Annotated in this window: 21 protein-coding genes and 1 pseudogene; 6 read left to right on the top strand and 16 right to left on the bottom strand. The window is 57.4% G+C overall.

The features are described from left to right. Window positions 1-164: 164 nt before the first annotated feature. The 3 genes from ACN085_RS01045 to ACN085_RS01035 all read left to right on the top strand — a co-directional run bounded on the left by ACN085_RS01045 (window position 165) and on the right by ACN085_RS01035 (window position 5,074). Entirely contained in the window at window positions 165-1,196 is a 1,032-nt protein-coding gene (locus tag ACN085_RS01045; protein ID WP_419104688.1) for a 3-oxoacyl-ACP synthase III, read from the top strand. Between the two features lie 105 nt (window positions 1,197-1,301). Continuing rightward, entirely contained in the window at window positions 1,302-4,019 is a 2,718-nt protein-coding gene (locus ACN085_RS01040) for an alpha/beta fold hydrolase (RefSeq protein WP_419110313.1), read from the top strand. Then, entirely contained in the window at window positions 4,013-5,074 is a 1,062-nt protein-coding gene (locus tag ACN085_RS01035; protein WP_419110312.1) for an NAD-dependent epimerase/dehydratase family protein, read from the top strand. Before ACN085_RS01040 ends, ACN085_RS01035 begins: the two co-directional genes overlap by 7 nt. A 119-nt stretch (window positions 5,075-5,193) precedes the next feature. Here ACN085_RS01035 and mutM read toward each other — a convergent pair whose 3' ends face one another. Then, the gene (gene mutM, locus ACN085_RS01030) at window positions 5,194-6,222 is read right to left on the bottom strand and encodes a bifunctional DNA-formamidopyrimidine glycosylase/DNA-(apurinic or apyrimidinic site) lyase (protein WP_419110311.1); all 1,029 of its coding nucleotides are present in this window, start codon (window positions 6,220-6,222) and stop codon (window positions 5,194-5,196) included. Between the two features lie 188 nt (window positions 6,223-6,410). On the opposite strand from mutM, the pseudogene ACN085_RS01025 reads away from it, so the two are divergent. Beyond that, window positions 6,411-7,920, top strand: a pseudogene (locus ACN085_RS01025) (amino acid permease). A gap of 135 nt (window positions 7,921-8,055) precedes the next feature. Here the strand turns inward: ACN085_RS01025 and rnc are convergent. The 4 genes from rnc to coaD all read right to left on the bottom strand — a co-directional run bounded on the left by rnc (window position 8,056) and on the right by coaD (window position 10,146). Next, window positions 8,056-8,748 (bottom strand): ribonuclease III, encoded by a 693-nt coding sequence (rnc, locus tag ACN085_RS01020; protein ID WP_419099493.1) that lies wholly within the window; start codon window positions 8,746-8,748, stop codon window positions 8,056-8,058. 12 nt (window positions 8,749-8,760) lie between these two features. Then, complete coding sequence (gene rpmF, locus ACN085_RS01015) at window positions 8,761-8,964, bottom strand: 50S ribosomal protein L32 (protein ID WP_135011069.1); 204 nt, start codon at window positions 8,962-8,964, stop codon at window positions 8,761-8,763. Between the two features lie 32 nt (window positions 8,965-8,996). Then, entirely contained in the window at window positions 8,997-9,479 is a 483-nt protein-coding gene (locus tag ACN085_RS01010; protein WP_419099492.1) for a YceD family protein, read from the bottom strand. 187 nt (window positions 9,480-9,666) lie between these two features. Continuing rightward, on the bottom strand, window positions 9,667-10,146 hold the full coding sequence (gene coaD / locus ACN085_RS01005) for a pantetheine-phosphate adenylyltransferase (protein ID WP_419099491.1): 480 nt from the start codon (window positions 10,144-10,146) through the stop codon (window positions 9,667-9,669). Between the two features lie 154 nt (window positions 10,147-10,300). Between coaD and ACN085_RS01000 the strand changes: the two genes are divergently transcribed. Then, window positions 10,301-11,506 carry an aminotransferase class I/II-fold pyridoxal phosphate-dependent enzyme gene (locus tag ACN085_RS01000; protein ID WP_419110310.1) on the top strand — a complete coding sequence of 402 codons (1,206 nt, stop codon included), beginning with the start codon at window positions 10,301-10,303 and terminating at the stop codon, window positions 11,504-11,506. On the opposite strand, the gene ACN085_RS00995 is transcribed toward ACN085_RS01000, so the two are convergent. From ACN085_RS00995 to ACN085_RS00965, 7 genes are all read right to left on the bottom strand, one after another. After that, window positions 11,507-12,118 (bottom strand): LURP-one-related/scramblase family protein, encoded by a 612-nt coding sequence (locus ACN085_RS00995; protein WP_419104682.1) that lies wholly within the window; start codon window positions 12,116-12,118, stop codon window positions 11,507-11,509. A gap of 48 nt (window positions 12,119-12,166) precedes the next feature. Continuing rightward, window positions 12,167-12,760, bottom strand: coding sequence for a 16S rRNA (guanine(966)-N(2))-methyltransferase RsmD (gene rsmD, locus ACN085_RS00990; protein WP_419110309.1), 594 nt, complete (start codon window positions 12,758-12,760; stop codon window positions 12,167-12,169). Window positions 12,761-12,873: 113 nt separating this feature from the next. Continuing rightward, the gene (locus tag ACN085_RS00985; protein WP_419099487.1) at window positions 12,874-13,560 is read right to left on the bottom strand and encodes a hypothetical protein; all 687 of its coding nucleotides are present in this window, start codon (window positions 13,558-13,560) and stop codon (window positions 12,874-12,876) included. A gap of 138 nt (window positions 13,561-13,698) precedes the next feature. Then, window positions 13,699-16,434: an ATP-dependent DNA helicase RecG gene (locus tag ACN085_RS00980; protein WP_419104680.1), complete on the bottom strand. Its 2,736-nt coding sequence runs from the start codon at window positions 16,432-16,434 to the stop codon at window positions 13,699-13,701. Further along, entirely contained in the window at window positions 16,427-17,413 is a 987-nt protein-coding gene (locus tag ACN085_RS00975; protein WP_419110308.1) for a DAK2 domain-containing protein, read from the bottom strand. Before ACN085_RS00975 ends, ACN085_RS00980 begins: the two co-directional genes overlap by 8 nt. Next, a complete protein-coding gene (gene thiL / locus ACN085_RS00970) occupies window positions 17,394-18,434 on the bottom strand; it encodes a thiamine-phosphate kinase (protein WP_419110307.1) in 1,041 nt (346 codons plus the stop codon). The genes ACN085_RS00975 and thiL overlap by 20 nt, the downstream gene beginning before the upstream one ends. A gap of 8 nt (window positions 18,435-18,442) precedes the next feature. Further along, a complete protein-coding gene (locus ACN085_RS00965; protein ID WP_419110306.1) occupies window positions 18,443-19,465 on the bottom strand; it encodes a hypothetical protein in 1,023 nt (340 codons plus the stop codon). Between the two features lie 159 nt (window positions 19,466-19,624). On the opposite strand from ACN085_RS00965, the gene ACN085_RS00960 reads away from it, so the two are divergent. Beyond that, window positions 19,625-20,152, top strand: coding sequence for a DUF3515 domain-containing protein (locus ACN085_RS00960; RefSeq protein ID WP_419110305.1), 528 nt, complete (start codon window positions 19,625-19,627; stop codon window positions 20,150-20,152). Window positions 20,153-20,252: 100 nt separating this feature from the next. Here ACN085_RS00960 and ACN085_RS00955 read toward each other — a convergent pair whose 3' ends face one another. Genes ACN085_RS00955 through murA form a run of 4 tightly spaced genes read right to left on the bottom strand, consistent with a single transcriptional unit; the run spans window position 20,253 to window position 24,642 of the window. Then, window positions 20,253-21,380: a D-alanine--D-alanine ligase family protein gene (locus ACN085_RS00955; RefSeq protein WP_419104675.1), complete on the bottom strand. Its 1,128-nt coding sequence runs from the start codon at window positions 21,378-21,380 to the stop codon at window positions 20,253-20,255. Window positions 21,381-21,422: 42 nt separating this feature from the next. After that, the gene (locus ACN085_RS00950) at window positions 21,423-22,511 is read right to left on the bottom strand and encodes an NAD(P)H-dependent glycerol-3-phosphate dehydrogenase (protein ID WP_419099480.1); all 1,089 of its coding nucleotides are present in this window, start codon (window positions 22,509-22,511) and stop codon (window positions 21,423-21,425) included. 32 nt (window positions 22,512-22,543) lie between these two features. Next, the gene (locus ACN085_RS00945; RefSeq protein WP_419110304.1) at window positions 22,544-23,317 is read right to left on the bottom strand and encodes a lysophospholipid acyltransferase family protein; all 774 of its coding nucleotides are present in this window, start codon (window positions 23,315-23,317) and stop codon (window positions 22,544-22,546) included. A gap of 2 nt (window positions 23,318-23,319) precedes the next feature. Continuing rightward, entirely contained in the window at window positions 23,320-24,642 is a 1,323-nt protein-coding gene (murA, locus tag ACN085_RS00940; protein ID WP_419110303.1) for a UDP-N-acetylglucosamine 1-carboxyvinyltransferase, read from the bottom strand. Window positions 24,643-24,725 lie beyond the last annotated feature (83 nt).

The following is a 24,725-nucleotide window of genomic DNA, read 5'->3' as shown; positions in this document are numbered from 1 at the left end:
GTTTCAACTTTACAACAGCAGCTCCTGGCTACTGTTCGGTGTGAGAGGAACCAGCCCCGCCAATGGGGCGCATGCAAGCGAGCGGGGCATAATATGGTAACGGTGCGCTTTGCAATGAATATTAGCGCCCGCCCCTGTCCCCACTCCGAGGCTAGAAGAGTAGATTGACCGCTAATTCAGATATACGCCACCAGAACGCTTCGATTCTGTCTGTCACCCGTGTACTGCCTCCCGAGGTAGTCACCAGTTCCTACTTCGATGAGCAGCTTGCCGCCACCTATAAGCGGCTCAAGATGCCCAAGGGCCTGCTTGAACGCCTGGCCGGTATTAGTGAACGTCGTTCGTGGGGTAAGGGCATGACCTTTGAGGACGGCGCTGTTGCCGCCGCCGAGCAGGCTATGGCCCAGGCCGGTATCGCCAAGGAACAGATTGGTCTTATCATCAATACCTCGGTAACCCGTGATAACTTTGAGCCTGCCGTTGCCGTGGGCATCCATGACCGTCTGGGTTTGCCCCGCCAGGCCCTTAATTTTGATATCACCAATGCCTGCCTAGGCTTTGTCAATGGCATCACCGTTGCCGCAACCATGATTGATGCCGGGGCTATTGATTATGCTCTTATTGTGGACGGTGAGGATCCTTCGCCCTGGCATGCTACTGCACTTCGTCAGCTCAACCGCCCTGATTCCACACGCGACGATGTTCTTGCCCAGTTCGCTACACTCACCCTAGGGTCGGGTGCGGCCGCAGCAGTCATCGGTCGTTCCGACTTACACCCCAAGGGGCACAAGATTGTTGGCTCTGTCTCCCGCTCCGGAACCGAGCACCGCAACCTCTGCATCGGCGGCGAGGCTGACCAGGGTATGAGCACCGATGCCGCCGGTCTGCTCAAGCACGGCCTACAGCTGGTCGCTGAGGCCTGGGAAGAAGCCCACCAGAACGGCTGGGACTGGACCGATATGCACTCCTATGTAACGCATCAGATTTCTAACGCTCATACCAACGCAATTATTGAGGCGGTGGGCATTGACCGCAAGCGGATTCCGCTAACCTTCCCCGTCTGGGGCAATGTTGCGGCGGCGGCTCTACCTATGACCTTGGCCGAGGACAGCACCAACTACTCCCCCGGCGACCGTATTCTGTGCATGGGCGTTGGCTCCGGCCTGAATACTGCCCTCATGGAAATTATCTGGTAATAAACCTTTGGGCCCCGGCTCTTTCTGCCAGCAGAAAGAGCCGGGGCACTGCCTTCTAAAGGGTGCATTGCACCGTCCCGCGTTTTAGCCTGACGAGAGAAATACATGAAGAATCTACAGCTCACCCCGACTCCCGCCCAGTGGCCAGGTGTTGACAGCGACTGGTCCCAGACCATCACGGTAGCCTCCACAGCGCCGGTTGAGAGCACCGGGTCTAGCCGCACCTGGCATTATCTGGATAACGGCCCCCAGCTGGCTGCCGCGGGGCGGGAACCTGTCGGTACGGTATTGGCTGTCCATGGTAACCCCACCTGGTCCTACCTGTGGCGTTCGGTCTTAGCGGCAGCTAGCCAGGCTGAACGCCCTTGGCGGGTGGTGGCTGTTGATCAGCTCGATATGGGCTACTCGGAGCGTACCGGTCTCAAACGCGCCCTCATCGATAGGGTAGCTGACCTGGGAGACTTCACAGCAGCACTGGGTCTCGATAGCACCGACCGCCCTCTTCTTACCCTGGCCCATGACTGGGGTGGCCTGGTATCACTCGGCTGGGCACTGCGGCACCGCGATATTCTCTCGGGCATTATGCTCACCAACACCGCTGTCTTCCACGACTCGGCAGAAAAGATCCCGCTTGCTCTGCAAGCCGCTCTGAACCCCGCTCTTCATTCCTGGGCTACAGCAAAATCTTCCGCCTTCATTGACGTCACTCTGGGTCTTGCGCAAAAACCGCTGAGCGAGGCTGTCAAACAGGCCTACAAACTCCCTTATACCACCAGTGAGCTTAGGGCCGGTGTCCGTAATTTTGTAGCGGATATTCCCGCTACCCCGGCAGCAAGCAGCTACCGGCAGATGATTGAAATCGCAGAAGGTATAAGGGAACTGGACCTTCCAGCTCTCATGCTCTGGGGTACTAAGGACCCGGTCTTCCAGCGCCGCTACATGGCCGATCTTGCCACCCGGCTACCTCATGCTGATATCCACCGTTTTGAACAGGCCAGCCACCTGGTCGCAGAAGACGAAGACATTGCCAGCCCTATTCTTAACTGGCTGACTGAGCACTTTGTCACCGGCATCACCCAGCGTGAGCGCCACCTTGCAGCCCGCCAGGAGCAAGCCCCCGCTTTAGGCGAATACCGCCCGATGATTGCGGAGTTGACCGCCCGGGCCAAGGATCATTCACTGGCCGTTGTCGATATGAACCCCAAGGGTGACGGCACCCAGGTTGCGGCTCAACTGACCTGGGCGGAGCTGGCAGCTGAGGTTGATCGGGTCGCTGATGGCCTGTACCAGTTGGGTGTAGGCCGGGGGCATCGAGTCAATCTGCTGGTTCCTCCGGGTATTAGACTCACTACGCTCATCTATGCCTGCCTCAAGCTGGGAGCGGTCATTGTGGTGGCCGATACCGGGTTAGGCGCAAAGGGGCTAACCCGCGCTCTGAAGGGTGCCCGCCCCGACTGGCTGGTGGGTGTTCCCGCTGCCCTCACCGCCGCCCGTTCTCTGGGCTGGCCCGGCCAGCGCATTGCTGCCACGGCTTTGCCCAAGGCGGCCACTAAGGCTCTGGGCCTTGTGGGTTCCGTTGAGGATTTCACAAAATCTGGAACCGCTGACGTTGAGCTCCCCGACCCCGATAGCGACGCGGCAGTTCTTTACACCTCCGGCTCCACCGGCCCCGCTAAGGGTGTGGTTTATACCCACCGTCAGCTGGCCGGTATGCGCGATACCATTTCATCGACCTATGGTTTGAAGGCTGGTAGCGGCCTGGTTGCCGGCTTTGCCCCCTTCGCCTTACTTGGCCCCGCTCTGGGCGCAACCAGCGTGACTCCCGCTATGGACGTCACCAGGCCCAAGACCTTGACAGCGCGGGCGCTAGCTTCGGCAACAGCCGCTATCGACGCCACCACCATTTTTGCCTCCCCTGCGGCTCTGATGAACATCATTGATACCTTTGATGCCCTTGATGAGAACCAGCGGGCCGCTCTGGCTAAGGTCACTACCCTGCTTTCAGCAGGGGCACCAGTAACGACTCCCCTCTTGACCAAGCTTCAGACCATTTTGCCTGCGGCTTCTTTGCACACTCCTTACGGTATGACTGAAGCCCTACCCGCCACCGATGTTTCATTCGATGAGATTAAAGAGGCTGAGCAGGACGCCCGTGACGGCATGCACGGCGCAGGCGGCGGCGTTTGCGTGGGCAAGGCTGTTGATGGCGCTTTCGTTCAGATCGCCCCCTTACTGGCCGATGGTACTGCCGGTGCAGAGACAAGGCAGGAGCCCGGTATTACCGGCGAGATTCTGTTGGCGGCCCCTCACGTTAAAGACCGTTATGACACCCTCTGGGTGACCGAGCAGGTTTCAACTTCGACCCCTGGCTGGCACCGTACCGGCGATGTGGGGCACTTCGATGCGGCTGGCCGCCTCTGGGTGGAGGGCCGCCTAGCCCACGTGTTGGTGACCTCCCAGGGTGTACTAACCCCTGTTGCTCTGGAACAGGCTGCTGAGGGTGATGCCGAGGTGCGCCGCGCTGCCGCTGTAGCCATTGGTCCCGCTGGTACTGGCACGGTTGTGCTGGTTGCTGAGGTCGGTCCCAGGTTCCGGGGTAAGAGGACCGTTCAGGGCCCTGCCCCAGTTGATTTGGCTGCTCGGGTACGGGAGCGTGTCCTGGCTGAAACAGGCGTGGAGGTATCGGCTGTCCTCATTGTGGATGAGCACCCCACCGATGTTCGCCACAACTCAAAGATTGACCGCCCTGTGGTTGCTCAGTGGGCTGAGAAGGTCCTCACTGGTAAGCGGGCTCGCCTAGGAAAGGGTGTTATCGCATGGTAGTCTCCCTGCGTTCTTTAGATCCCAAGGTCTGTCTGCCGGAGCTCGGTGAGACCGTTCTGGTTACCGGTGCCTCTGGGTTGCTGGGCCGCGAGGTGGTCTTTGCCCTCCTGCGAGCTGGCTACTCAGTCCGGGCCTTTCAGCGCGGGGACGCCCAGCTTGAAGAGGTTTTACCCCAACACCTGCGGGGCCGTTTTTGGCAGGTGCGGGGTTCGCTCACTGAGCCCGGCGCTGTTGAGCAGGCCTTGACCGGCGTGGATGGGGTGGTCCACCTGGCCGCCAAGGTTTCTGTGGTGGGCCGATGGGAGGACTACCGCCTGGTCAATGTGGAGGGTAGCCGCACACTCCTTGAAACTGCTCAGACTCTGGGGGTCAGTAAGTTCCTGCATACCTCATCGCCTTCTGCAGCTCATACGGGTTCGTCGATTGTAGGTGAGGGCAACCCTCCTGCCTCTCCCAACCATGCCCGGGGTAACTATGCCCGCTCTAAGGCTGAGTCTGAGCTACTGGCCCTTTCCTATAACTCGGACCGTTTCTGGGTGGGTGTGCTGCGCCCGCACCTGGTCTGGGGTCCGGGTGATACCCAGCTGGTTGAGCGTGTTTTGGAGCGTGCCGCCGCTGGCCGTCTCCCCCTGCTCAATCGTGGCTCGGCGATGATTGACACGCTCTATATCGACAACGCCGCTGACGCTTTTGTGCGCGGCTATCAGCGTCTTGAGGCTATCCGGGGTATTCCTCTGGTGGTTACGAACGGCCAGCCCCGCCCGGTGGCGGAGGTTATTGCAGGCATGTGTGCCGCGTGCGGGGTAAAACCGCCTGCTTATTCGGTGCCTGCCCCGGTGGCTTACGGGGCGGGTTTGGTCATGGAGAAGCTCTGGAAGGTTTTTGCTCCCGGTGAGATTCCGCCGCTGACTTCTTTCTTGGCTGAACAGCTTTCTACTGCCCACTGGTTTGATCAGGGAACTACTCGTAGCTTGTTGGGCTGGGAGCCCGAGGTGAGCCTGGAGCAGGGTTACCAGGCTTTGGGCCGTTTTTATGGGGACCGGTTTAGTAGCTAAACCGGGTCTTTATCCCTCAACCCCGCGGGGCCTCCGTTGACAGTGCGGATGGAGTGCCCGGGTGCGAGCGAGCGAGCACACCAGAGGGCAGGTAATCGGTGCCCGCCACCTTCAGGCACTTATCGCTGAACCCCGCGGGGCTTCCGTTGACAATACGGGCACCGGTAGGAGCTCCTACCCCCAAAAGGTTCACGTACCATCAGCGAGGTGCGACCCGCTTCCAGGCAACGGCAGCAGGGGTGCCCTGCCTGACCGTAGGCCTTGAGGGAACGGTCAAAGTAGCCTGATTCGCCGTTGACGTTCACATAGAGAGCGTCGAAGCTGGTGCCTCCTTGGGTGAGGGCATCGTTCATGACCTCTTGGCAGGCTTTGACGAGTTCCCGGGTGGCTTGCGGTGTGATTGTCCGCGCTGGCTTGGCGTAGTGGAGTTTTGCCCGCCAGAGGGCTTCGTCGGCGTAGATGTTTCCCACCCCGGAGATGGCTGACTGGTCAAGGAGTAGTTTCTTAATGCCGGTTGATGTGGACAGCATACGGCGGCGAAAGTCTGCGCTATCAAAGTGGGGGTCGAGCGGGTCACGGGCGATGTGGGCTACAGCCTCAGGAATGAGAGGCAGGCCCAGGACGCTCATGGAGGCTCCTGGGAGTGGTTGCCCCTGTGTGCCTGTGACCGCTTGTAGGGGGCTGAGGAACATGCCACCGAAGATTCTCTGGTCCACGAAGCGCATATCGAGAGGGCTGGTGTGCCCGCTTTCATCTGTGGCATCTTCGAGTTTCAGCACGATTTTCTGGTGTTTTTCGGCGGGCATGGGCCCCTCTTTGAGCAGGACTTGGCCGCTCATACCCAGGTGAATGACTAGGGCGAAGTCTTCAAGGAGCCTGGTATCTGCGGGATCTGCCACGGAGTTCAGGCTGGCAGCTTGCTGGGCATGGATGTGGGGCTGGGCGTGGAAGAGGACCCACAGGTATTTGCCACGCCGGGCGATATCGGCTATTCGCAGGCCGGTGAGCCGGGCGCAAAAATCTGGAGTGCCTTCGGTGTGTCGGCGGAGGGACCGGCTATCGGCTACGGTGACAGCGCCCACTCTTGCGCCTACACAGTGGGCAGCAAGCCCCCGTCGAACAACCTCAACTTCGGGTAACTCAGGCATACTACTTGACCTCTCTTTAGTGTCGTCCCCTAAAATTATGCCCTCTTTACCTCGCTCTTTAGACAGGAGCCTTGCAGAATAGAGTCTAGGCTATTGCGCAGAGAGCAGCCGAGTCTGAACACTACCCTGCCTTGTACCTTGGGTGTGGGTATACCAGCCAGCACAAACTGCTAACCTCAAGGATTATTATGTCTCATCAACCACTGCCCTCCGCTAGGGGCGCGACACAGTCTTATGCCCATGAGCAAGAGGGTTTTAAACAGGGGCTCAAACCCCGCCAAATCCAGATGATAGCAATGGGCGGCTGGCTCCATTGGTACCGGCCTCTTTCTGGGCGCCGGTGGTCGGTTGCATGATGCCGGTCCCTCCCTAATTTTCCTGTACGCTATCGCCGGTTTCTTCGGCTACCTGATCCTGCGTCAGCTAGGTGAGCTAGTGGCCTACCGTCCTTCGTCCGGCTCCTTCGTGAGCTACACTCGTGAGTTCTACGGTGAGAAGTGGGCTTTCTTTGTGGGCTGGATGTACTGGTTCTCCTGGGCTGCTACGGCCATTGTCGATGCCACTGCTATCGCTATTTATTTCCGTTGGTTCGGTCAGTACCTCCCCTCCATTAATGATGTTCCCCAGTGGGTTGTTGCCTTTGTCGTCATCGTTCTGGTGGTTTCCATGAACCTAATTTCAGTCAAAATTTTTGGTGAGCTGGAGTTCTGGTTTGCTCTAGTAAAAGTCTGTTCGCTCCTAATTTTTATGGTGGTTGGTATCCTCTTCCTTATTTTTGGTACTCCCACGGGTACCCCGGTGGGTATTACCTTAATAAGCGAATCTGGGTTCTTTCCCAACGGTCTAATGGCTGCTTTGATTGTTTCTCAGGGCGTTATTTTTGCTTACTCAGGTATTGAGCTGGTGGGTACAGCTTCGGGAGAGATTAAGGATCCCCGCCAAGCTATCCCCAAGGCTATCAATACTGTAATTTGGCGTATTGCCCTCTTCTATGTGGGCTCGGTTCTCTTGCTTTCGCTTTTGCTCCCCTACGATGCCTACAGCGCCGATGAGTCGCCCTTTGTGACCTTCTTCGGTTCAATCGGGGTGGATTACGCCGCACCCATTATGCAGCTTGTGGTGATTACTGCGGCAGCTTCTTCACTGAATGCTGGACTCTACTCCACCGGTCGTATTACACATTCTATGGCTATCAACGGCTCAGCACCCAAGTTCACCGGTGTAATGAACACCTCGGGTGTGCCTGTGGGCGGTATTTTGTTGACCGGTGCAGTAGCTCTGTTGGGTGTCATCATCAACTACTGGAAGCCTTCCGATGCCTTTGAAATTGTCCTGAATATCTCGGCAATTTGCATTGTGATTGGCTGGATGGCTATCACCCTGCCTCACCTGCGTTTCGTCGCCCTGGCACATAGGGGTGAGCGTACCCGCCCGGACTTCCGTGCTCCCCTGGCTCCCTTTACCAACTGGTTGACCATGTTCTTCCTGGTGGGTGTACTCGTACTCATTGCCTACGACTATCCCATCGGCACCTACTCGCTTGAGGCGATGGCTCTGGTCATTCCTCTGCTGGTCCTTGGCTGGTTCATGGTTCGTACCAGGGTTAAGCAGCTGGCTCAGGAACGTCAGGCAGAATCCACAGCCAAGACGACCTCCATCAGCATTGTGACCCGAGAAGACGAAATCGGCCTGCCCTAACGATTCATGGGGCGGTTGCCAGGCTGTGAGCGGCCAGCCTGCTTAGCTCAGGGTTGGGTAAGGCTCCGCTTAAAGTCAGAGGGCGGGGGAAGCAGAGGTAATCTCTGCTTCCCCCGCCCTCTGGCATAGGGGACTTTACTTACTGTCGCCGTAGACCCTGTAGTAGGCTTCTTCGGCGGCCATTCGTTCAGCTTCTTTCTTGCTGGTCCCTCGCCCAGTACCCATGAGGTTATCTGCTAGCAGTAGCTGGGCTGTGTACCGGCGGGCATGGTCAGGGCCAGTGCCCTCCACGCGGTAGACCGGCTCCCCCAGCGAGTTCGCCGCGGCGTACTCCTGGATTTCGGTCTTCCAGTCACGACCAATGTTGAGGGTTTTACGATCATCCAGCAGGTGCGCTGTATGAGCTAAGACCAACTCGTGAGCTTTTGCGGGGCCGTAGGCCATGTAGACGGCACCGAAAACAGCTTCCATGGTGTCTGCAAGGATTGAGTCCTTGTCCGCTCCACCGGTCTTTTTCTCACCCTTGCCTAGTAGGATGCAGGGGCCCAGTTTGAGGTTGCGCGCCAGCATCGCCAGAGTCCGGGTTGAAACGACCACATGGTGGCGTTTAACGAGCTCACCCTCGGCCAGGTCCGGGAACCTCTTGTAGAGTTCAGAGGCAACGGCCAGTGAAAGAACCGAGTCGCCCAAAAATTCTAGGCGCTCGTTATGGGGCACGTTACCGTTCTCAAAAGAATAAGAACGGTGCGTCATAGCAAGCTGAAACGTCTCGGTATCGAGTGTGATACCGAGACGTTTCATAAACTCTTGTGATGCAGAGTTAGTCATACAAACGCTAACTTACGCGTCAGCTACCTTGCGGCCCTTGTACTCGTAGAAGAGTTCGTTGCCGGCTGAGTCAGTTACAAGCTTTGCCTGGTGGGGCAGGGAGTAGGTAACGCGACCGTTTTCAACGGTCTTGACCAGCTGAGGTACGGACGCCTTCCACTGGGAACGGCGTGCGCGGGTGTTAGCACGGGACATTTTCCGCTTGGGAACAGCCACAGCTATCTCTTTTCTCTTGTCGCTTTATAAGTTTATTTTTCGTCTGCATTGAGCAACGCAGAAAGCGCGTTCCACCGGGGGTCGATGACCTCGTGGTGGTGCTCAGGGTCGTCCTCAAGGCGTGTGCCACATTCGGAACACAGGCCCTGGCAGGAGTCACTGCAAACAGGCTGGAACGGCAGTTGAAGAATCACTGCGTCCCGCAGCGCCGGTTCGAGATCAATTTCATCGTTCTCTACGGCATACTGCTCATCTACTTCATCTTCGGGGCCACCTTCTGGTGCCTTCTCGAAAACAAAAAGCTCTTGAACATCGGCTGTAACTTCAAAGTCAACCGGGTCTAGGCAGAGACTGCACTCACCGCTAACGGTAACGCATGCAGTTCCAGTAACCAAGATACCATCTGAAACGGATTCCAGGCGAACATTGAGGTCAATGTCGCTTCCTTCTTCCGCTTCAATGAGAGCGTTGCCAAAGTCGCTTGGCGCTGGCAGAACTTCTTCAAGGGTCTCCATGGCACCCGGGCGATGAGCTAGATCCCTTACAGAGATCATCAGGGGCGATGAATCTTTTCGTGAAATGACGAACTCCCTATCAAATGTTTTAAACCAAGTACCCAGTTTAGAGCTAGGTCAGCCTTGAAGCAAGTAGGGCTAGCTCACTCTTCTACCTGGTTGACCCCAAGCGGGCTTCTGCATGAGCCTAGCCTGGCAACTCTTGCAGGGCTCGCTGGGTGGCACGCGGTACGAAGGATGAAACATCACCGCCTAGCCCGGAAACCTCTTTAATCATGGTCGAAGAGAGGTGGTTGTATTTGGGGTCACCCGCTATAAAGGCTGTTTCGACACCAGCAATATGCCGATTCATAGAGGCCATAGGAGCCTCATACTCAAAGTCAGCGGTATTGCGTAACCCCTTGACAATCAGTGAAGAGCCCTGCTCTCGCACAAACTCAGCAAGGAGCTTACCCTCGGGCAAGATAACCGCAGACACACCGGCGAAGAGCCCAAAGGTTTCCTCCACCATCGCCACCCGCTCTTCAAGGCTGAAGCGGTATTGTTTGGAGGAGTTGTGGGAAACAGCCACCAACACGTTGCCATAGATTTTGGCGGCTCGGGTAATAATTTCGACGTGACCATTATGGATAGGGTCAAAAGACCCCGGGCAGACAACAGTTTGCATATGTCAAGGCTACAGTACGGCATGGTCTATGACATACAGTGTCACAGTACCCCGGGTATCCTGGCTTAGCTTGTATTCTGTTGAGGAGACAATCCACTGGGAACCGTCGGGCTTTTAGCTAAGCTTTCCCGACTCTTTCAAGCGGGAGGCCAGCATGAGCAAGCCCTACGAGCGTGTAGGAGCGGCAACCGGGCTGCTAGGAGCTGACGGCAGCCAGCGCTCCACTATCTTTGAGGAAATGTCGGCCCTAGCCCAAGCCCACGGCGCTATTAATCTAGGGCAGGGTTTCCCCGATACTGACGGCCCCCAAGCCATGTTAGAAGCCGCTGCTGAGGCAATAGCGCGCGGTGCCAACCAGTACGCCACCATTGCAGGTAACCCTGCTCTTCGGGGAGCCATCGCAGAACACCAGCATCGTTTTTACGGCCTTGAGCTGGACCCCGATACTCAGGTGACGGTCTGTGCGGGAGCATCCGAAGGTCTATCTGCAACCCTAGCAGCTCTGGTGCAGCCAGGTGATGAAGTCATCCTCTTTGAGCCCTACTATGACCTTTACCCTGCGGCGGCAGCGCTGGCTGGAGCCACCATCCGTACCGTACCCCTGGTGCCACCCACTTTTGAACCCGATCTTGAAGCACTCCAAGCGGCTTTCTCTGCCCGCACTGCGCTCATTGTGGTCAACGATCCCCACAACCCCACAGGCATGGTCTTCTCTCAGGAAGCCAAAGAAAAAATTGTCGAGCTAGCCCAGCGATTCAATGCGGTGATCCTAGCTGATGAGGTCTACGAGCATCTGACCTACGGGGCACCCTACTCCCCCATCCAGGCCCTGCCCGGTGCCGCCGAACGGACTATCGCTGTCTCGGCCATCTCTAAAACGCATTCGGCCACGGGCTGGCGTATTGGCTGGATGACCGGCCCTGCCCATCTGATGTCCGCTCTACGAATGGTCAAAGGCTATTTCACGCACAGCGCTGCCGCTCCCCTACAGGAAGCGGCAGCCGTAGGCCTTGCCTCAGGTGATGACTTCTACCTGGGCCTTAAAGAACGCTACGCCCTCCAGCTCAGGGTGCTAGTTGAAGGTCTAGCTGATAGCCCCTGGCAGATTATCGAGCCTGCGGGTACTTTCTTCGCTGTGGCTGATGTTGCTCAGGTACTGGCCCAAAAGGGCTTTACAACCGCTCAAGAGCTTTGCCAGGAACTACCCCAAGCCTCAGGAGTCACCCTTATTCCGCTCACTGCCTTTACCACCGAGGGCTACCGATCCCAGGTTGAAGGTTACGTTCGTTTTGCTTTCTGCAAGAAACCTGAAGTACTGGCAACAGCGACCAGCCGTATCCTGGCATACAGTGCGGGCTAACTACTTACTATCCTTGGCACGAATCAGGTCAAGAGCCACCAGAGCACCAATAATGGCAAGCCTGACCTCAGCGGGAGCAACCGGGTCAAGATGCACTCCGTAGCGGCTCTTACCTCGAATGGCTGAGGTCAGACCGCCCCACTGCCTGCTAACCTGAGCCGCAACGGTGCTACCGGCCATAATATTGAAGCTGTATTCAAGCAGGTTGCCTTCAAGGTTAAGGGTGAGCTGGGGCAGTTCAATGCTCAACCGTTTGGTCAAGAACGAAAAGTGCTTCTGTACGTGAGCGAAGAAGCTACCGTCGGGCTTATACAACTCGTAGCGATCCAGACCCAGGTCAAAGGGGTCACGGATGGTCAGAAGAGGCTGACCACGGTCATCGACCAGGTCGAACGAGCGATTACCTTTCAAAAAATTGACAGCTAGCGAGCCGGTGGTGTGCACTCGACCCAAAACCATCCCACGCTCGTCTTCAAGAGCAAAATCGTTGCTGAGGAAACTTCGGGTCTGCTGAATCACCAAAGAGTTTTCAGTCAGAAGCCGGGGCACTCCTGTTGACGGCGGCGGCTCATAGGGTGGGGGTTGCTGGGGTTGTTTGTGCTCTTGGGTCATACCTTTACCCTATCAAGGCCACCCCCTAGCAGGTTATGAAGAGAGGTTTTATGCGGAAGTGCTAAGCACAGGTTCAGCATAGAAGAGTTGAGTCTCCCCGTATTTCTTCTCAGCGAACCGTTCCAGGCCGGTCCCCCAGGAAGGTTCACCAGTGCGGGTAGAACGCTCGAGCACTACAACAGCGCCCTGCGCCAGGTAGTCTGACAATAGTTCTAGCAGCTCTTCCAGCTCGGCGTTCGTGACAGAGTATGGAGGGTCAATGAAGACCAGGTCCCAGGGCGCACCGCTATAGCTGGATAAGTAGGTTTTGGCCTGCATACGGTGGATTCTGCTGGTGCTTGCTCTTAAGCCGGCGCTGGTCGCACTCTGAGCAAGAGCCCGGGCGTTCTTCTCGATAACGGCTATTGCCTTGGGGTAGTGATCCACAAAATCTACATGGGCCGCACCGCGCGAAAGTGCCTCGCACCCCAGCGCGCCGGAGCCAGCGAAAAGGTCGAGTACACGAACGTCGGCCAGCATGTTGTAGCTCTCCAGGCGGGAGAACAGCGCTTCTTTGACCCGGTCTGTTGTGGGGCGGGTCTTATCGCCGGGCACGTTTGCCAGGCGTAGGCCTCCGGCCAAACCAGAAATAATGCGGCTCACTGCTGTCCTCTCTTGATAATTATTCTGCTTCGACTTACCAACCTACCAAGGCTAGACAAAAACCATGGCACCACCGACTTCAACGGGGGCACCATGGTTTACTTGCTAGTAGTCTAGTTCTTTATCTGATTGACAAATTCTGCCGCAAAATCGTGAATACGTTGTGTATCCACCTCAATGCCATCGGTGCGGGTCTTATCGACCGTACCAGCTAACATGAGTACGCCGCCATCTGCCACAGGGAAGTAGCATTTCTCAGAGCGCATGCTGTCTGATTCATGTTCCATGCCACACATACCGTTACCCATTTCGTGTTTCTCATCCAGACCAGATGTGCGGGTCTGGTAGTCAGACCCGGGAAGGTAGGACACGAGAACGTTGGTGTAGTTCCTGGGATTATCGCCGTGATACATGTACTTCTGGCTACCCTTCGATGAGCCGCTATCTTCAAGCTGTGCACCGTCTTTTTCAAACTGAGCGATTCCATCAGGGCGGGCACCTCCTGCTTTCTCGGCAGAAATAGTCATATCTGCTGGAAGCGGCGCTGAACTAGACGTTACGTCATGAGAAGCTGAAGCGCTTGCCGAGCTGCTGGAAACAGACTCGGTCGGTGAGGCTGAAGCCTGCTCAGACTCACGGGCAGAGGCCGAGCTTGAAGAAACAGCGAAGCTATTGCTCGTAGAGGTCTCAGTAGCCGAAGCGCCCGATTCTTCTGTTTTGGCAGCTTCGGTTGATGAGCCACAGGCTGATAAAGCCAGGGCCAGGGTAGCACAGGCGGTAACGATTTTAAGTGTTTTCATACAACCATCATAGGCATATCTCGGGAAGTCCTCCAGCACAAACAGCACAGTGAAGTGAGTGTCTACAGTGACCCCAAAATATGAACAAGTTCTGCTCTGCCCAAATTTTCATGGCCCAAGAACTCCGCTTCCCAAAGTCTAGCCCCGCCCCAGGAAGGCTTCACGGTCAGCGTCCAAGGCTCGGTCAATGGTACGAGCCAAGTCGGGATGCAAAGCAAGAGTCGGATCCCTCTCAATCACGGCAAAGGCATCTTGCCTAGCCCGCTCAATCAGCTTGGCATCGGTGAGAGCACGCAAGAGTTTTAGGGTGGATTTCTTACCCGACTGAGCGGCCCCCAAAATATCGCCCTCTCGGCGCTGCTCAAGGTCCACCCGTGAGAGCTCGAACCCGTCGGTAGTGGAGGCAACCGCATCCAGGCGCTCCCGGGAGACACCGTCCGCAGGTTGTTTTGTCACCAGCAGGCAGGTTCCGGGGAGCTGGCCTCGGCCAATGCGACCGCGCAGCTGATGCAGACCCGAAATGCCAAAACGGTCAGCGTCCATAATGACCATGAGGGTCGCGTTAGGCACGTTCACGCCCACCTCGATAACGGTGGTGGAAACGAGCAAGTCTAGCTGGCCATCAGAAAACTCGGTCATGACCCGGTTTTTCTCGGCGGTATCCATACGCCCGTGCAGGCCGGCGATACGAACACCGGCAAGTGCGGGTTCCCCCTCAAGGTCTTCCAAGACCGACTCGACCGATGCTAGCGCTCCACCGCGAGCGCTCTCGGTGCTGGCAGTAGCAGAGCCAAAGAGGGTTTCACCGGTTTCAGTTTCTGCTGAGCTGTCGCCCCCGCCAATTTTGGGCACCACTACATAGACTTGGTGGCCGGCATCAATTTCTTCGCGGGCGCGAGACCAGATTCTTTGGGCCCAGGTAGGGTGCTCGGCCAGGGGCACGACGTGTGTACTTATTTTTTGGCGACCCGCGGGGAGCTGGTCAAGTACCGAGGTATCGAGGTCGCCAAAGACGGTCATAGCCACGGTTCGAGGTATGGGGGTTGCGGTCATGACCAGGCGGTGAGGTAGCGCCCCGCCGGGGCCGCGCAGGGCATCACGCTGTTCGACACCGAAGCGGTGCTGTTCGTCTACCACGACCAGGCCCAGATCAGCGAACTGCACGGCATCGGCCAGCAGAGCATGGGTGCCAATCACGATGTCGGCAGAACCTGATGTTATGGCTAGCAGGGCCTCTTTTTTGGCTTTTGTTTTGAGTGAGGCGGTCAGCAGAACCACCCGGACGGTGCCTTTATCTGCCGGGGGTTCATGCACGGATTTAGCGGCGGCTGGATCGAATGGGCGGGTATCGAGAAGATCACCCAGAATCTGGCAAACCGACCGGTAGTGCTGTTCGGCCAGCACTTCTGTAGGCGCTAACATAGCGGCCTGGGCGCCATTGTCAGCAACCTGCAGCATAGCCCGCAAGGCTACCACTGTCTTGCCTGAGCCCACATCCCCCTGAAGCAGGCGGTTCATGGGGCTGGAACTAGCCAGGTCGTCCCTGATTTCAGCGCCTACCGTTTCTTGCCCCTCGGTGAGCTTGTAAGGCAGTAGGCCCGTCAGCGCATCGGCTAGACCACCGGGAACAAAGGGGCGGGCAAGGGTGTGGTGGGCAGCACGAGCCGCACGGATACGTGCCAAGGCCGCTTGTAGCACAAAGGCTTCGCGGTAGCGCAGGGAGTGGTGGGCCGCCCGCCAGGTTTGCTCGGTATCGGGTGTGTGCACAGCCCGGTAGGTCCAGGCCAGAGAGGGAATTTTACGGCTTTTGCGCACGGTGAAAGGGACCGGGTCTTCCAGCTCTTTGAGAGATAGGCGCTCCAAGAGGGCTTCCAGCGCAGCGGCTACCCTATCGGTAGGGTATTTGGGGGTTGCCTTATAGACCGGAATGGGGGCATTAGCCCGTGCTTTGGCACGCTCGATAGCTTCGGCGCTGGCCCCCGGAGCCATGCCCGAAGCACGGTCGGCTATCACGGCGTAGTGGGGGTTGGTAAGCGTCAGCTCACCACGGTAGGTACCCACCTTGCCCGAGAACATGACCTGGTCTCCCTCGTGAATTTCCCGGGCCGCCGTCCAGGCATTGAAGAAACTAAGGGTCATGGTGTCGCTGTTACCCACCATGGCGTAGGAGCCAGGAGCATAGCTGTTGAAGACAGCACCGAGCTTAAAACCATGACCGGCCCCATAGTCGCTTCTTGGGCTACCGGCCATAGCACCGGCTGATCCTTGAAGCCGAGGGTTACTGTAGCCGGGCTGATAGGCAGCCGGGGCGCCAGCCCCCCGGTAGGCATTGGGGTTGGGTCGCAAGGATTCTATGGCGGGACTTGGAGGCTGATCGGTTAGTTGATCGGTGATAGTAATTTCGGTAATGGAACCGCGTCGGGAGGCCATCTGCCGGGTGGTTACTTTCAGTACCCGGGCAACAATCGTGGCTTCGCTCCCCTCAACCAGCGATGAGAATGGGGTGAGTTCTCCGCGCGGCAGGTATTTGCGCGGGTAGTATTCGAGCGCCTGGCCCACCGTTTCAAGGCCCAGGTGCCTCGCTAGTGCCTTAGCGGTGCTCGCACCCAGATAGTTTTTGAGGGGGGCGTTCTCTAACCGGTCTTCACTGGCGTAGGTTTCGATAACCTCCCCTACTTTGGGGTCTAGCTCTTTAACTGTGCGGCGGCGGGTAGAGGCGCTGTTCTTAGTCTTCCGAGCGGTTTTTTGTGTGCCTGCTGATCCGGTGCCAGTTTTCTGAGCGCCATTTTTGCGGCTTGCGTTTTTTGTGGAAGTCCGGCGAGGTGCTGGGGCTTTTTCGGGCAGGTCAAAGAGCCCCTGTCCGGGTTCAGTCATGCGAACACCCCGCTAATGCAGGTTCGCTGTCACCAGGAGCCAGGTTACTGATGCGCACGTTGAGTGGTTCACCAGCGGCTTCAAGCACTGTGAGGGCATCCGCTGCGGTGGGTGTATGCACATGAATAGCCCAAAGAGCTTCGTTACCGGCCTCTACCTGGGCTATTGACACAGAATCACCCACAGCGTCAAGGGCACTACGAAGCTGACTGGCTTCGAGTACAGGCAAATAGATATCGCACATGACCTCTACGGTTGAGTCAGATTTCTTGGAGCGCTGTGAGAAGGGAGGGAGGGCATTAGGCCAAGAAGGCGCGGGGCTCTCTTCCAAAAGATCTGCGTAGGTCTTAGTAGGTGCTGAGCCGTTCAGCTCAGTAGCCAGCGCTACCAGAACTAGCAAAAAACCAAGGGCACCGGAATCTACCCAACCGTTGCGGGCGTGAGAGGCCTGAGCAGTTTCCCGCACAGCAGTCTCAGCGCCCTGCAAGAGCTGTGAGGTGTAGCCGAGCCAGTCATCAGCGGGGGGAACCTGCCCAATGGCCTGCATAACCGTCAGCATGGTTCCCTCAGCGGGCTGGCTCAGGGCCGAGCGAGCGTCACGAACGGCACGCTTAAAAGCACTGGCTAGAAGAGCGGGGGTTAGAGCTGAATTTTCCTCAGGTATACCGGTGGTAACAGCTTCAAGTTCGCCCACCGGCCCCAGCTCCCTCGCAAGACCTAAGAGCCACACCGCAAGCAGGGTACCCGAATTCCCGCGGGCACCCCGCAAGGCCGCACGAGCCGCCAGGGCGAGAGTCGGATCATCGGCCATACCAGCGCTATCAGCAGCCCGCCCCAGGGTGGCGCTCAAGTTAGAACCCGTATCGGCATCAGCTACAGGAAAGACATTGATGCGGTTCAAAAGTGCACGGTGTTCGACCAGCTGGGTACGTCCGCCTAGCAACCAGCTCAGCCACCAGTTAGCGGGAACCTGCCTCAAAATGATCCCATCCTTTCGCTGTATAGGGGTGCCCATCGACTGTTACACCGGTACCTGGGCGCACCGTCCCAATTCTAGTAAACCCGGCTGGTATCTGCTCAGGTGGGCTGGTACCCAGCAGGGCATGGTTTTCGCCGCCTGTCAGAACCCAGCCTAAGGCCAGGTCAGAAGCTTTCTGGCCCTCAGCCCCCGCGAGGAGAAGAGCAGGTTCCCTCAGCTCAAGTAGCCAGGGAGCCAAAGAAGCTGTGTCGATGTCAAAGGCGCAAGCCGATGCCTGAGCCAGTCGCCCGCCATCACGCACAAGACCATCCGATACATCCATAAGAGACGTAAGATTTTCGGCGCCTTGGATACCAGCGGCCAGCGGGCTGACCGGGCGTTGCTGGGCTTCGATGCAGGCCTCGATTTGGTGGGAAAGGGTTTCGGGCAACTCCGAGTTTTCAAGTAAGGCCAGCCCCGCCGCGGCGGTACCCAGCGCTCCGGCCAGAACAATAGCGTCCCCAGCTTGAGCACCGCTGCGGGTGACAGGCTTTTGAACCAGGCCAAGGGCTGTGACCGTGACTGAAATCTCGGTACCGGAGCCCACATCTCCCCCTGAAATGGAGCAGGTCTCTGCACCCTGTGCGGTGCAAGAGTCCACCAGGCCTCGGGCGAAATCTTTGACCCAGGCGAGAGGGGTAGAGGGCGGAAGGGTTAGTGAAACAAGCAGGGTAACCGGACGCGCTCCCATAGCCGCAATATCTGCAAGGTTCTGCGTTGCGGCCTTCCAGCCAACCTCATAGCCCCCACTGGTTCTACCGCTAGGCCAGGAGAGACGAAAATCCTGGTTCTGCGTCTGAGTATCGGTACTCATGACGGTCAGTCCACCGCTCAGGTCAAGTACAGCGGAGTCATCGCCTGGCCCCAGAACCAGGCTTCTTGCACCCGGGGTCAGCCTCTGGGCCTTGGCGTTATGTTCCTGGATGGTAGGGAGGAATGTGGCCAAGAGCTGTCCCTCACTCACAGAAGAAACAAGAGTCATGGTAAAAGTTATGCCTTTGGGCTTCGGTTGCGCCACACAAAGTTGAAGACAACCAGCGCAAGACCGGCCACCGCCACACCGCTGAAGATAAGAAGCGGGCGCGCACCGGTCACAATCGATATACCGCGCTGGAATACGTTCGACCCGCCGGTTGGTTCAAACTGGTATCCCTGAGCTTCAGCCCCAATCACACCTGCGGCCTGGTTAGAGTTGTTGGCGGTATCACCGAAATCGTTCTGGTCGCTCGCGTTGAGGAAGCCTTCAACCCAGTCAGGTGTACCGCTGTAGTTCTGCTGCGGGGCGCTCGTCAACCCGAGTACCGAACTGCCAACCGGCGACCGGTTCACTTTGCTGGTATCAGCATCCATTGTGGCGGGAGGCTCAGCCCCGAGCACTTGCAGGCTCGGTGCTGGTGCTAGCCTGTCGGTGCTGGCTTGAACGGGCACCGGGGCCTGCTGAGTAGTAGCCAGCCGGTTGGAGGGGTTCATAGGTTCCTGGCTTTGTACGGGCGCAGGGTTGACCGGCTCAGCCGGAACAGGAACCGGTTGCGGTTGCACAGGCTCTGGGCTTGGAAGGGGTGCAGGCTCAACCGGTGGTAAGGGAGTAACCGGGGTTGGTTCAGGATCAGTAGGGGGTACCGGGTTCTCTGTTGGAGAAGGTACCGGGTTCTCTGTTGGAGTGGAAACCGGATCTTCCGGAGGTAGCGGTTCCTCTGTTGGAGTAGGCACCGGCTGCACAGAAGGAGCAGGTTCCGTGGGGGTGGGTACAGGTTCTGTGGGTGAAACCGGATCTTCCCGCGGGACCGGGGCATCGGACGGAAGGGGTTCAAGGGGCGGTTCAACCGCTGCGCTAGGGGTGGGCTCCGGGTTGGTGGGAAGTACTTCTTGGACTTGCGCAGAAGTCGCTAGCATTGGCAGCATCTCTGCTGGAAGTGCCATTGCCTGGCTACCCTCATCGTGCAGCTGTACCGGCAACAGAGCAAGCGAAGCCACCGAACATGCAACAAGCACTGTCTTTTTGCTGGTGTTCATTCTTTGGCTCCTTGGGGGTTCCGCCCCCGGTGATCACGGGCTCTACTGGTCCGATAGTGTTCAATTCATCAACCACCACACTACCCAATCACTGGCAAATCAGCCACCGTTTCAAGCCGTCAGGTGGGGCTCAAGTAGCGAAAGTTATACAATGGGAAGGTGAGCATAGACCATCAAAAGATTCTTCCTCTCCTTGTCCTAACTGCCAGCATCACCGCCTGCGGACCGAACGCGGTTAATCTTCAGCCCGCGCCCGATGCCACCAATCCTGCCTGCGCCAAAGCTATGGTTGCCATGCCCAAAACCCTGAGCGGTTTAGACCAACGGGAAACGACAGCGCAGGCGACAACAGCCTGGGGTGAACCCACGGCAATTGTTCTTAAATGCGGTGTAGAGCTCCCCACCGCCCCGATCTCAGACCCCTGCCAGTCGGTCAATGGTGTTGATTGGATTGTGAAACCCACCGATAAGGAACAGGCCCAATCATCAGAGCAAACCGCAACGGGAACATGGTATGCAGAAACCTTTGGCCGAGAACCTGCAATCCAGGTAACTTTTGAAGCCGACCGGGTTTCCTCATCAACCGTATTGGCAGAGCTGGCCTCTGCGGTGGAGCAACTCCCCCAGAAGAAGCAGTGCACCAATGTGGAGGATACGCTCACCGATGTTCAGGGTGGGGTCGGCTAAATATCCCTTCCAGCCCGAATATTAGAATGTCCCCGGTGTCTCTGCCATGAGAGACCGGGGACATTGATAATTAGCCGATAAGGGTCCAGCTCGGCTAGCTCTAACGCAGACCCAGCGGGCGTTCCATGGCCAAGGAAATCAGTTGATCGATTAGGTCGCTATAGGCAATACCGGTATTTTCCCACATGGTTTTATACATGGAAATGGGGGTAAAGCCGGGCATAGTGTTGACCTCGTTGATCACCAGGCGGCCGTCCTCAGTGTAGAAGAAATCAGCGCGGCACAGGCCCTCACCGTCAACAGCTAGGAAAGCCTCAATAGCTAGCTTGCGCATACGCTCCGAAACTTCAGCGGGTAAGTCCGCCGGGCATCGAGTCTCGGCAGAGGTCTTCGAAACGTACTTAGCCTCAAAGTCATAGAAATCGTGTTCACGGTCAACCACCACGATCTCACCGGGGTAGGAAGCGCGGGGTAGCTCAGAGTGGTGGCCATCGAGCACCGCGCACTCAATCTCGCGGCCCACAATCCCGGCCTCAATCACAAGCTTTGGGTCGTGCTTCTGCGCCTCGGCAATTGCGGCATCAAGCTGGTCAGCAGAATCAACCTTAGTGATGCCAAAGGAAGACCCGGCACGGGCAGGCTTAACAAAGACAGGATAACCCAGCTGGCTGATTCGCTCACGGGCACCGGCCTGGTCAAGGACCCACTGGCGGTGGGTGACAACTTCGTAGGGGCCAACTTCAAGACCTGCCGCCTCAAAGGCAACCTTCATGAGATGCTTATCCATGCCTACCGCTGATGACGCGACACCACAGCCAACATATCGCAAGTCCGCCATTTCGAGCAGACCCTGAACTGTGCCATCTTCGCCAAAGGGGCCGTGCAAGAGAGGAAAGACAACATCAATCGCGGGGCCAAGCTCCACCCGGGTTTCATCGGTGGAATCAATCAGACGCAGGCGGTTATCGCCACCGCCCAGAGGCAGGAAGACCTGTTTGCCCTCGGCGGGAAAATCAGCCAGCGCGCTCGCTTCGGTTAAACGGGTCAGGGTTTCTTCATCGGTCAGGTACCAGCGGCCGTCACGGGTGATACCGATAGTCACCACGGTGTATTTATCGTGGTCGATAGCCCCCAGTACACCGCGTGCGGTAATCAAAGAAATTGAGTGCTCGGAGGAACGCCCACCGCAGAGTAGAGCAACGGTGGGTTTAGTGCTGGTTGTGGTCATAGCGTCCTTTGATGGGGCGGGGAGATTCTGTTCTCAACCCACTTACTTGGTAGGTTCGATATCTTCTGATTTAAGAGAGCGCCCTAGAAGCGCGGGGGCAAGTTCTTCAACTGATATTGTACGGTTGAGGACCGCTACTACAGCTTCTGTAATGGGCATTTCTACCCCTACTTTTCGCGCGAGTTCTGCCACAACGGGGGCAGATTTGATGGACTCTGCGGTCTGGGTCATTACGGTGTGAAGCTCATCGGGAGCGATTCCTTCAGCTAGCAGACGACCGGCAGTGTGATTGCGGGAAAGCGGGGACGAGCAGGTAGCAATCAGATCGCCCATGCCGGCAAGCCCGCTCATGGTTTCCAGTTTGCCTCCCAGAGCCAGGGCAAGACGGGTTGTTTCGGCCAGCCCACGGGTCATCACTGAGGCCTTGGAATTATCGCCGTACTGTTTGCCTTCGCACATACCAACGCAGAGGGCAATCACGTTCTTGACCAGCCCACCAATCTCAACCCCCACAATGTCGGTGTTGGTGTAGGGCCTAAAGTAGCCTGCCGCACAAACTGAAGCGACGGTGCGTGCGCTTGCCTCGGTTGTTGCGGCAACAACGCTGGTGGTAGGTTGCTCCACAATAATTTCTTTGGCTAGGTTAGGGCCTGAGAGCACAGTAACGCGGTGGGGTACGCTTTCGATTTCTTGGGGAGAAGCGCCGGTTGCAACCAGGTGCCCTTGGAGAGAATCGACAATAACCTCGCTCATGCGCAGGCCGGTTCCCATTTCAAGGCCCTTAGCTAGTGAGACGAGCAGGGCATCGGGTGCCAGTAGCGGAGCTACAGTTTCAAGCTGAGACCGCAGGACCTGAGCAGGGATAGCTAACACCACGATCTGGGCACCGGTAAGAGCCTGAGCAAGGTCCGAGGTCATCGTGAGATTTTCCGGCAGAAGGGTACCGGGGAAGTAGGCCTCGTTAATGCGGGTCTTAGACATCTTGTCCATGGTTTGCGGGTTACGCCCCCACAGACTTATTTTCCGGTTGCTACCGGTTGCCCGCGCGGCATCGGCAAGGACCTTGGCAAAGGCTGTGCCCCAGCTTCCTGCGCCTAAAACAGCGACTTGGTGGATATCGGAGGTGCTCATTGTGGGGTCCCTTTCCGGTCGGGTGTCTGGGCCTACTGCTCCGGTGATTGACGGACGTTCAAAACTGAATTCCAGCGCCCTTCGGGGGCCTTTTCTCCTCTAATATCCTCAAGCAGGTCAGTAATCCGGTCAAGCATGCGGTTAGTGACAGCGGTCAGTTGGCTATGACTATAGTGGGTACCTGGTTCACGGTCTTCAAGCAGATCGCTCCAGTCGATGGGGTCCCCCACAACAATACTGACTTTTTTACGGGGGAAGCCAAAGCGGGGCTTACCGTACTGCGGCAAGAAGTCCTGGTCACCCCAATGGGCAATCGGGTAGACGGGTGCACCTGTGGCTAAAGCCAGACGGGCAGCACCGGATTTACCGGTCATGGGCCAGAGTTCAGGGTCCTTGGTCAAGGTGCCTTCGGGGAAAATCAGCACCGCTCCCCCGGAGCTCAGCACAGCTTGAGCCACCTCCAGTGACTTAGCTGCTTGAGCTGAGCCTCGGGTAACGGGGATGTGAGCGCACTGACGCATGAGCCAGCCGAGGAGCGGCACACGGAAGAGAGAGTCTTTTGCCAAGAAGCGCGGCAGTACCCCCCGCATGAAGAGCGGGTAGGCAACGGTGATGGGGTCAATCTCGGTGACATGGTTTGCCACCACAATAAACCCGCCGTCGGCAGGAAGCTTTTCCATGCCAATCATCTCGGGCCGCATCGGCAGATTGTAGAGAGGCCTGAGCAGGTGCCCTGCGGCTCGGTAGACCGCATCCCCCCGCTTGCTTGGCTTAATCTCTTTCGGCCATGCGCTGTGCTTACTCATGACTAGGCAGTAACCTCGAAGTCAGCTCCCAGGGCGGTGAGCTTATCTACAAAGTGCTCATAGCCACGGGAAATAACCGTAACGCCGGTGACGTTAGATGTACCCTCAGCAGTCAGCGCCGCGATCACGTGGGAGAAACCACCGCGCAGGTCGGGCACGTTAATATCTGTACCACGCAGGGGTGTCTTGCCGGTAATGACAGCTGAGTGCTTGAAGTTCTGGTGGCCAAAACGGCAGGGGGTGGGGCCTAAACAGTCCTTGTGGAGCTGGATAGTAGCGCCCATGCGGACCAGGGCATCGGTGAAACCGAAGCGGTTCTCGTAGACAGTCTCGTGGACCAGGCTCACGCCTTTAGCCTGGGTCATGGCAACAACAAGTGGCTGCTGCCAGTCGGTCATAAAGCCGGGGTGTACGTTGGTTTCAACGAATAAGGGATTCAGGTCCTCGCCCTGGTGGAAGAAGCGGATGCCTTCGTCACTAATGTCCAGGCCACCACCAAGCTTGCGGTAGACGTTGATGAACGTTGACAGGTCCTTCTGATTAGCGTTGCGCACAAATATATCGCCGCCTGTTGCCAGTGCTGCAGAGGCCCAGGAGGCTGATTCGTTGCGGTCAGGCATAGCTACGTGGTTAAAGCCGGTGAGCTCATCTACACCTTCGATGATGATCTGGCGGTCGGTCTCAACAGTGATGATTGCGCCCATCTTCTGAAGGATTGCAATCAGATCCATGATTTCTGGCTCAATAGCCGCGCCGGTTAGTTCGGTCTTGCCCTTGGCGCGGGTTGCTGCCAGAAGAACCTGCTCGGTAGCACCCACAGAGGGGTATTCCAGGGGAATCTGAGCGCCCTGTAGACCGCCAGCGGGAGCCTTCATGGAGATACCGGTGGGCAGTTTCTCAATCTTGGCGCCGAACTTTTCAAGCACACGCAGGTGGTAGTTGATGGGGCGGTCGCCAATCTTACAGCCACCCAGGTCAGGAATGAAAGCCTCACCGATGGTGTGCAGCAGAGGACCGCAGAGCAGGATTGGAATACGGGAGTCACCGGCGTGAACTTCGATGTCGGTATGGTTGGCGACAGAGACCTTGGTGGGGTCCATGCGGAGCTCGCCTGCCTCCACATCGTAGTCCACAGAAACGCCGTGGAGTTCTACTAGGTCGGTGACGACCTTGACATCCTTAATTTCGGGGACGTTGCGCAACACCGAAGGGGTTGAACCCAAGAGAGCGGCAACCATAGCCTTGGGGACCAGGTTCTTGGCACCACGGACGTTAACCTCGCCCTTGAGAGGGGTGCCACCTTCAATACGCAGTGCGCTGACCATGTATATCCAATCGTAAATTTTCTGTCTTCCGAGTAGTCTACTCGGCTCGCCCCTTTTAACCTGAAGCGTTGCATAGATAAATC

The organism is Rothia sp. P4278 (assembly GCF_048512945.1).
In the GTDB taxonomy this organism is placed as follows: domain Bacteria; phylum Actinomycetota; class Actinomycetes; order Actinomycetales; family Micrococcaceae; genus Rothia.
This window is presented reverse-complemented; position numbering and strand designations above follow the sequence as displayed.

Bases quoted from the DNA above. Each gene is read 5' to 3' on its own strand.
- ACN085_RS01000 (WP_419110310.1), top strand. From the start codon at position 10,301: ATGAGCAAGCCCTACGAGCGTGTAGGAGCGGCAACCGGGCTGCTAGGA.
- ACN085_RS00965 (WP_419110306.1), bottom strand. From the start codon at position 19,465: ATGAACACCAGCAAAAAGACAGTGCTTGTTGCATGTTCGGTGGCTTCG.
- ACN085_RS00945 (WP_419110304.1), bottom strand. From the start codon at position 23,317: ATGAGTAAGCACAGCGCATGGCCGAAAGAGATTAAGCCAAGCAAGCGG.
- murA (WP_419110303.1), bottom strand. From the start codon at position 24,642: ATGGTCAGCGCACTGCGTATTGAAGGTGGCACCCCTCTCAAGGGCGAG.
- thiL (WP_419110307.1), bottom strand. From the start codon at position 18,434: ATGACTCTTGTTTCTTCTGTGAGTGAGGGACAGCTCTTGGCCACATTC.
- ACN085_RS01040 (WP_419110313.1), top strand. From the start codon at position 1,302: ATGAAGAATCTACAGCTCACCCCGACTCCCGCCCAGTGGCCAGGTGTT.
- ACN085_RS00995 (WP_419104682.1), bottom strand. From the start codon at position 12,118: ATGACCCAAGAGCACAAACAACCCCAGCAACCCCCACCCTATGAGCCG.
- ACN085_RS00980 (WP_419104680.1), bottom strand. From the start codon at position 16,434: ATGACTGAACCCGGACAGGGGCTCTTTGACCTGCCCGAAAAAGCCCCA.
- ACN085_RS01035 (WP_419110312.1), top strand. From the start codon at position 4,013: ATGGTAGTCTCCCTGCGTTCTTTAGATCCCAAGGTCTGTCTGCCGGAG.
- coaD (WP_419099491.1), bottom strand. From the start codon at position 10,146: ATGCAAACTGTTGTCTGCCCGGGGTCTTTTGACCCTATCCATAATGGT.
- rnc (WP_419099493.1), bottom strand. From the start codon at position 8,748: ATGACTAACTCTGCATCACAAGAGTTTATGAAACGTCTCGGTATCACA.
- ACN085_RS00955 (WP_419104675.1), bottom strand. From the start codon at position 21,380: ATGACCACAACCAGCACTAAACCCACCGTTGCTCTACTCTGCGGTGGG.
- mutM (WP_419110311.1), bottom strand. From the start codon at position 6,222: ATGCCTGAGTTACCCGAAGTTGAGGTTGTTCGACGGGGGCTTGCTGCC.
- ACN085_RS00985 (WP_419099487.1), bottom strand. From the start codon at position 13,560: ATGAAAACACTTAAAATCGTTACCGCCTGTGCTACCCTGGCCCTGGCT.
- ACN085_RS01010 (WP_419099492.1), bottom strand. From the start codon at position 9,479: ATGGAGACCCTTGAAGAAGTTCTGCCAGCGCCAAGCGACTTTGGCAAC.
- ACN085_RS00950 (WP_419099480.1), bottom strand. From the start codon at position 22,511: ATGAGCACCTCCGATATCCACCAAGTCGCTGTTTTAGGCGCAGGAAGC.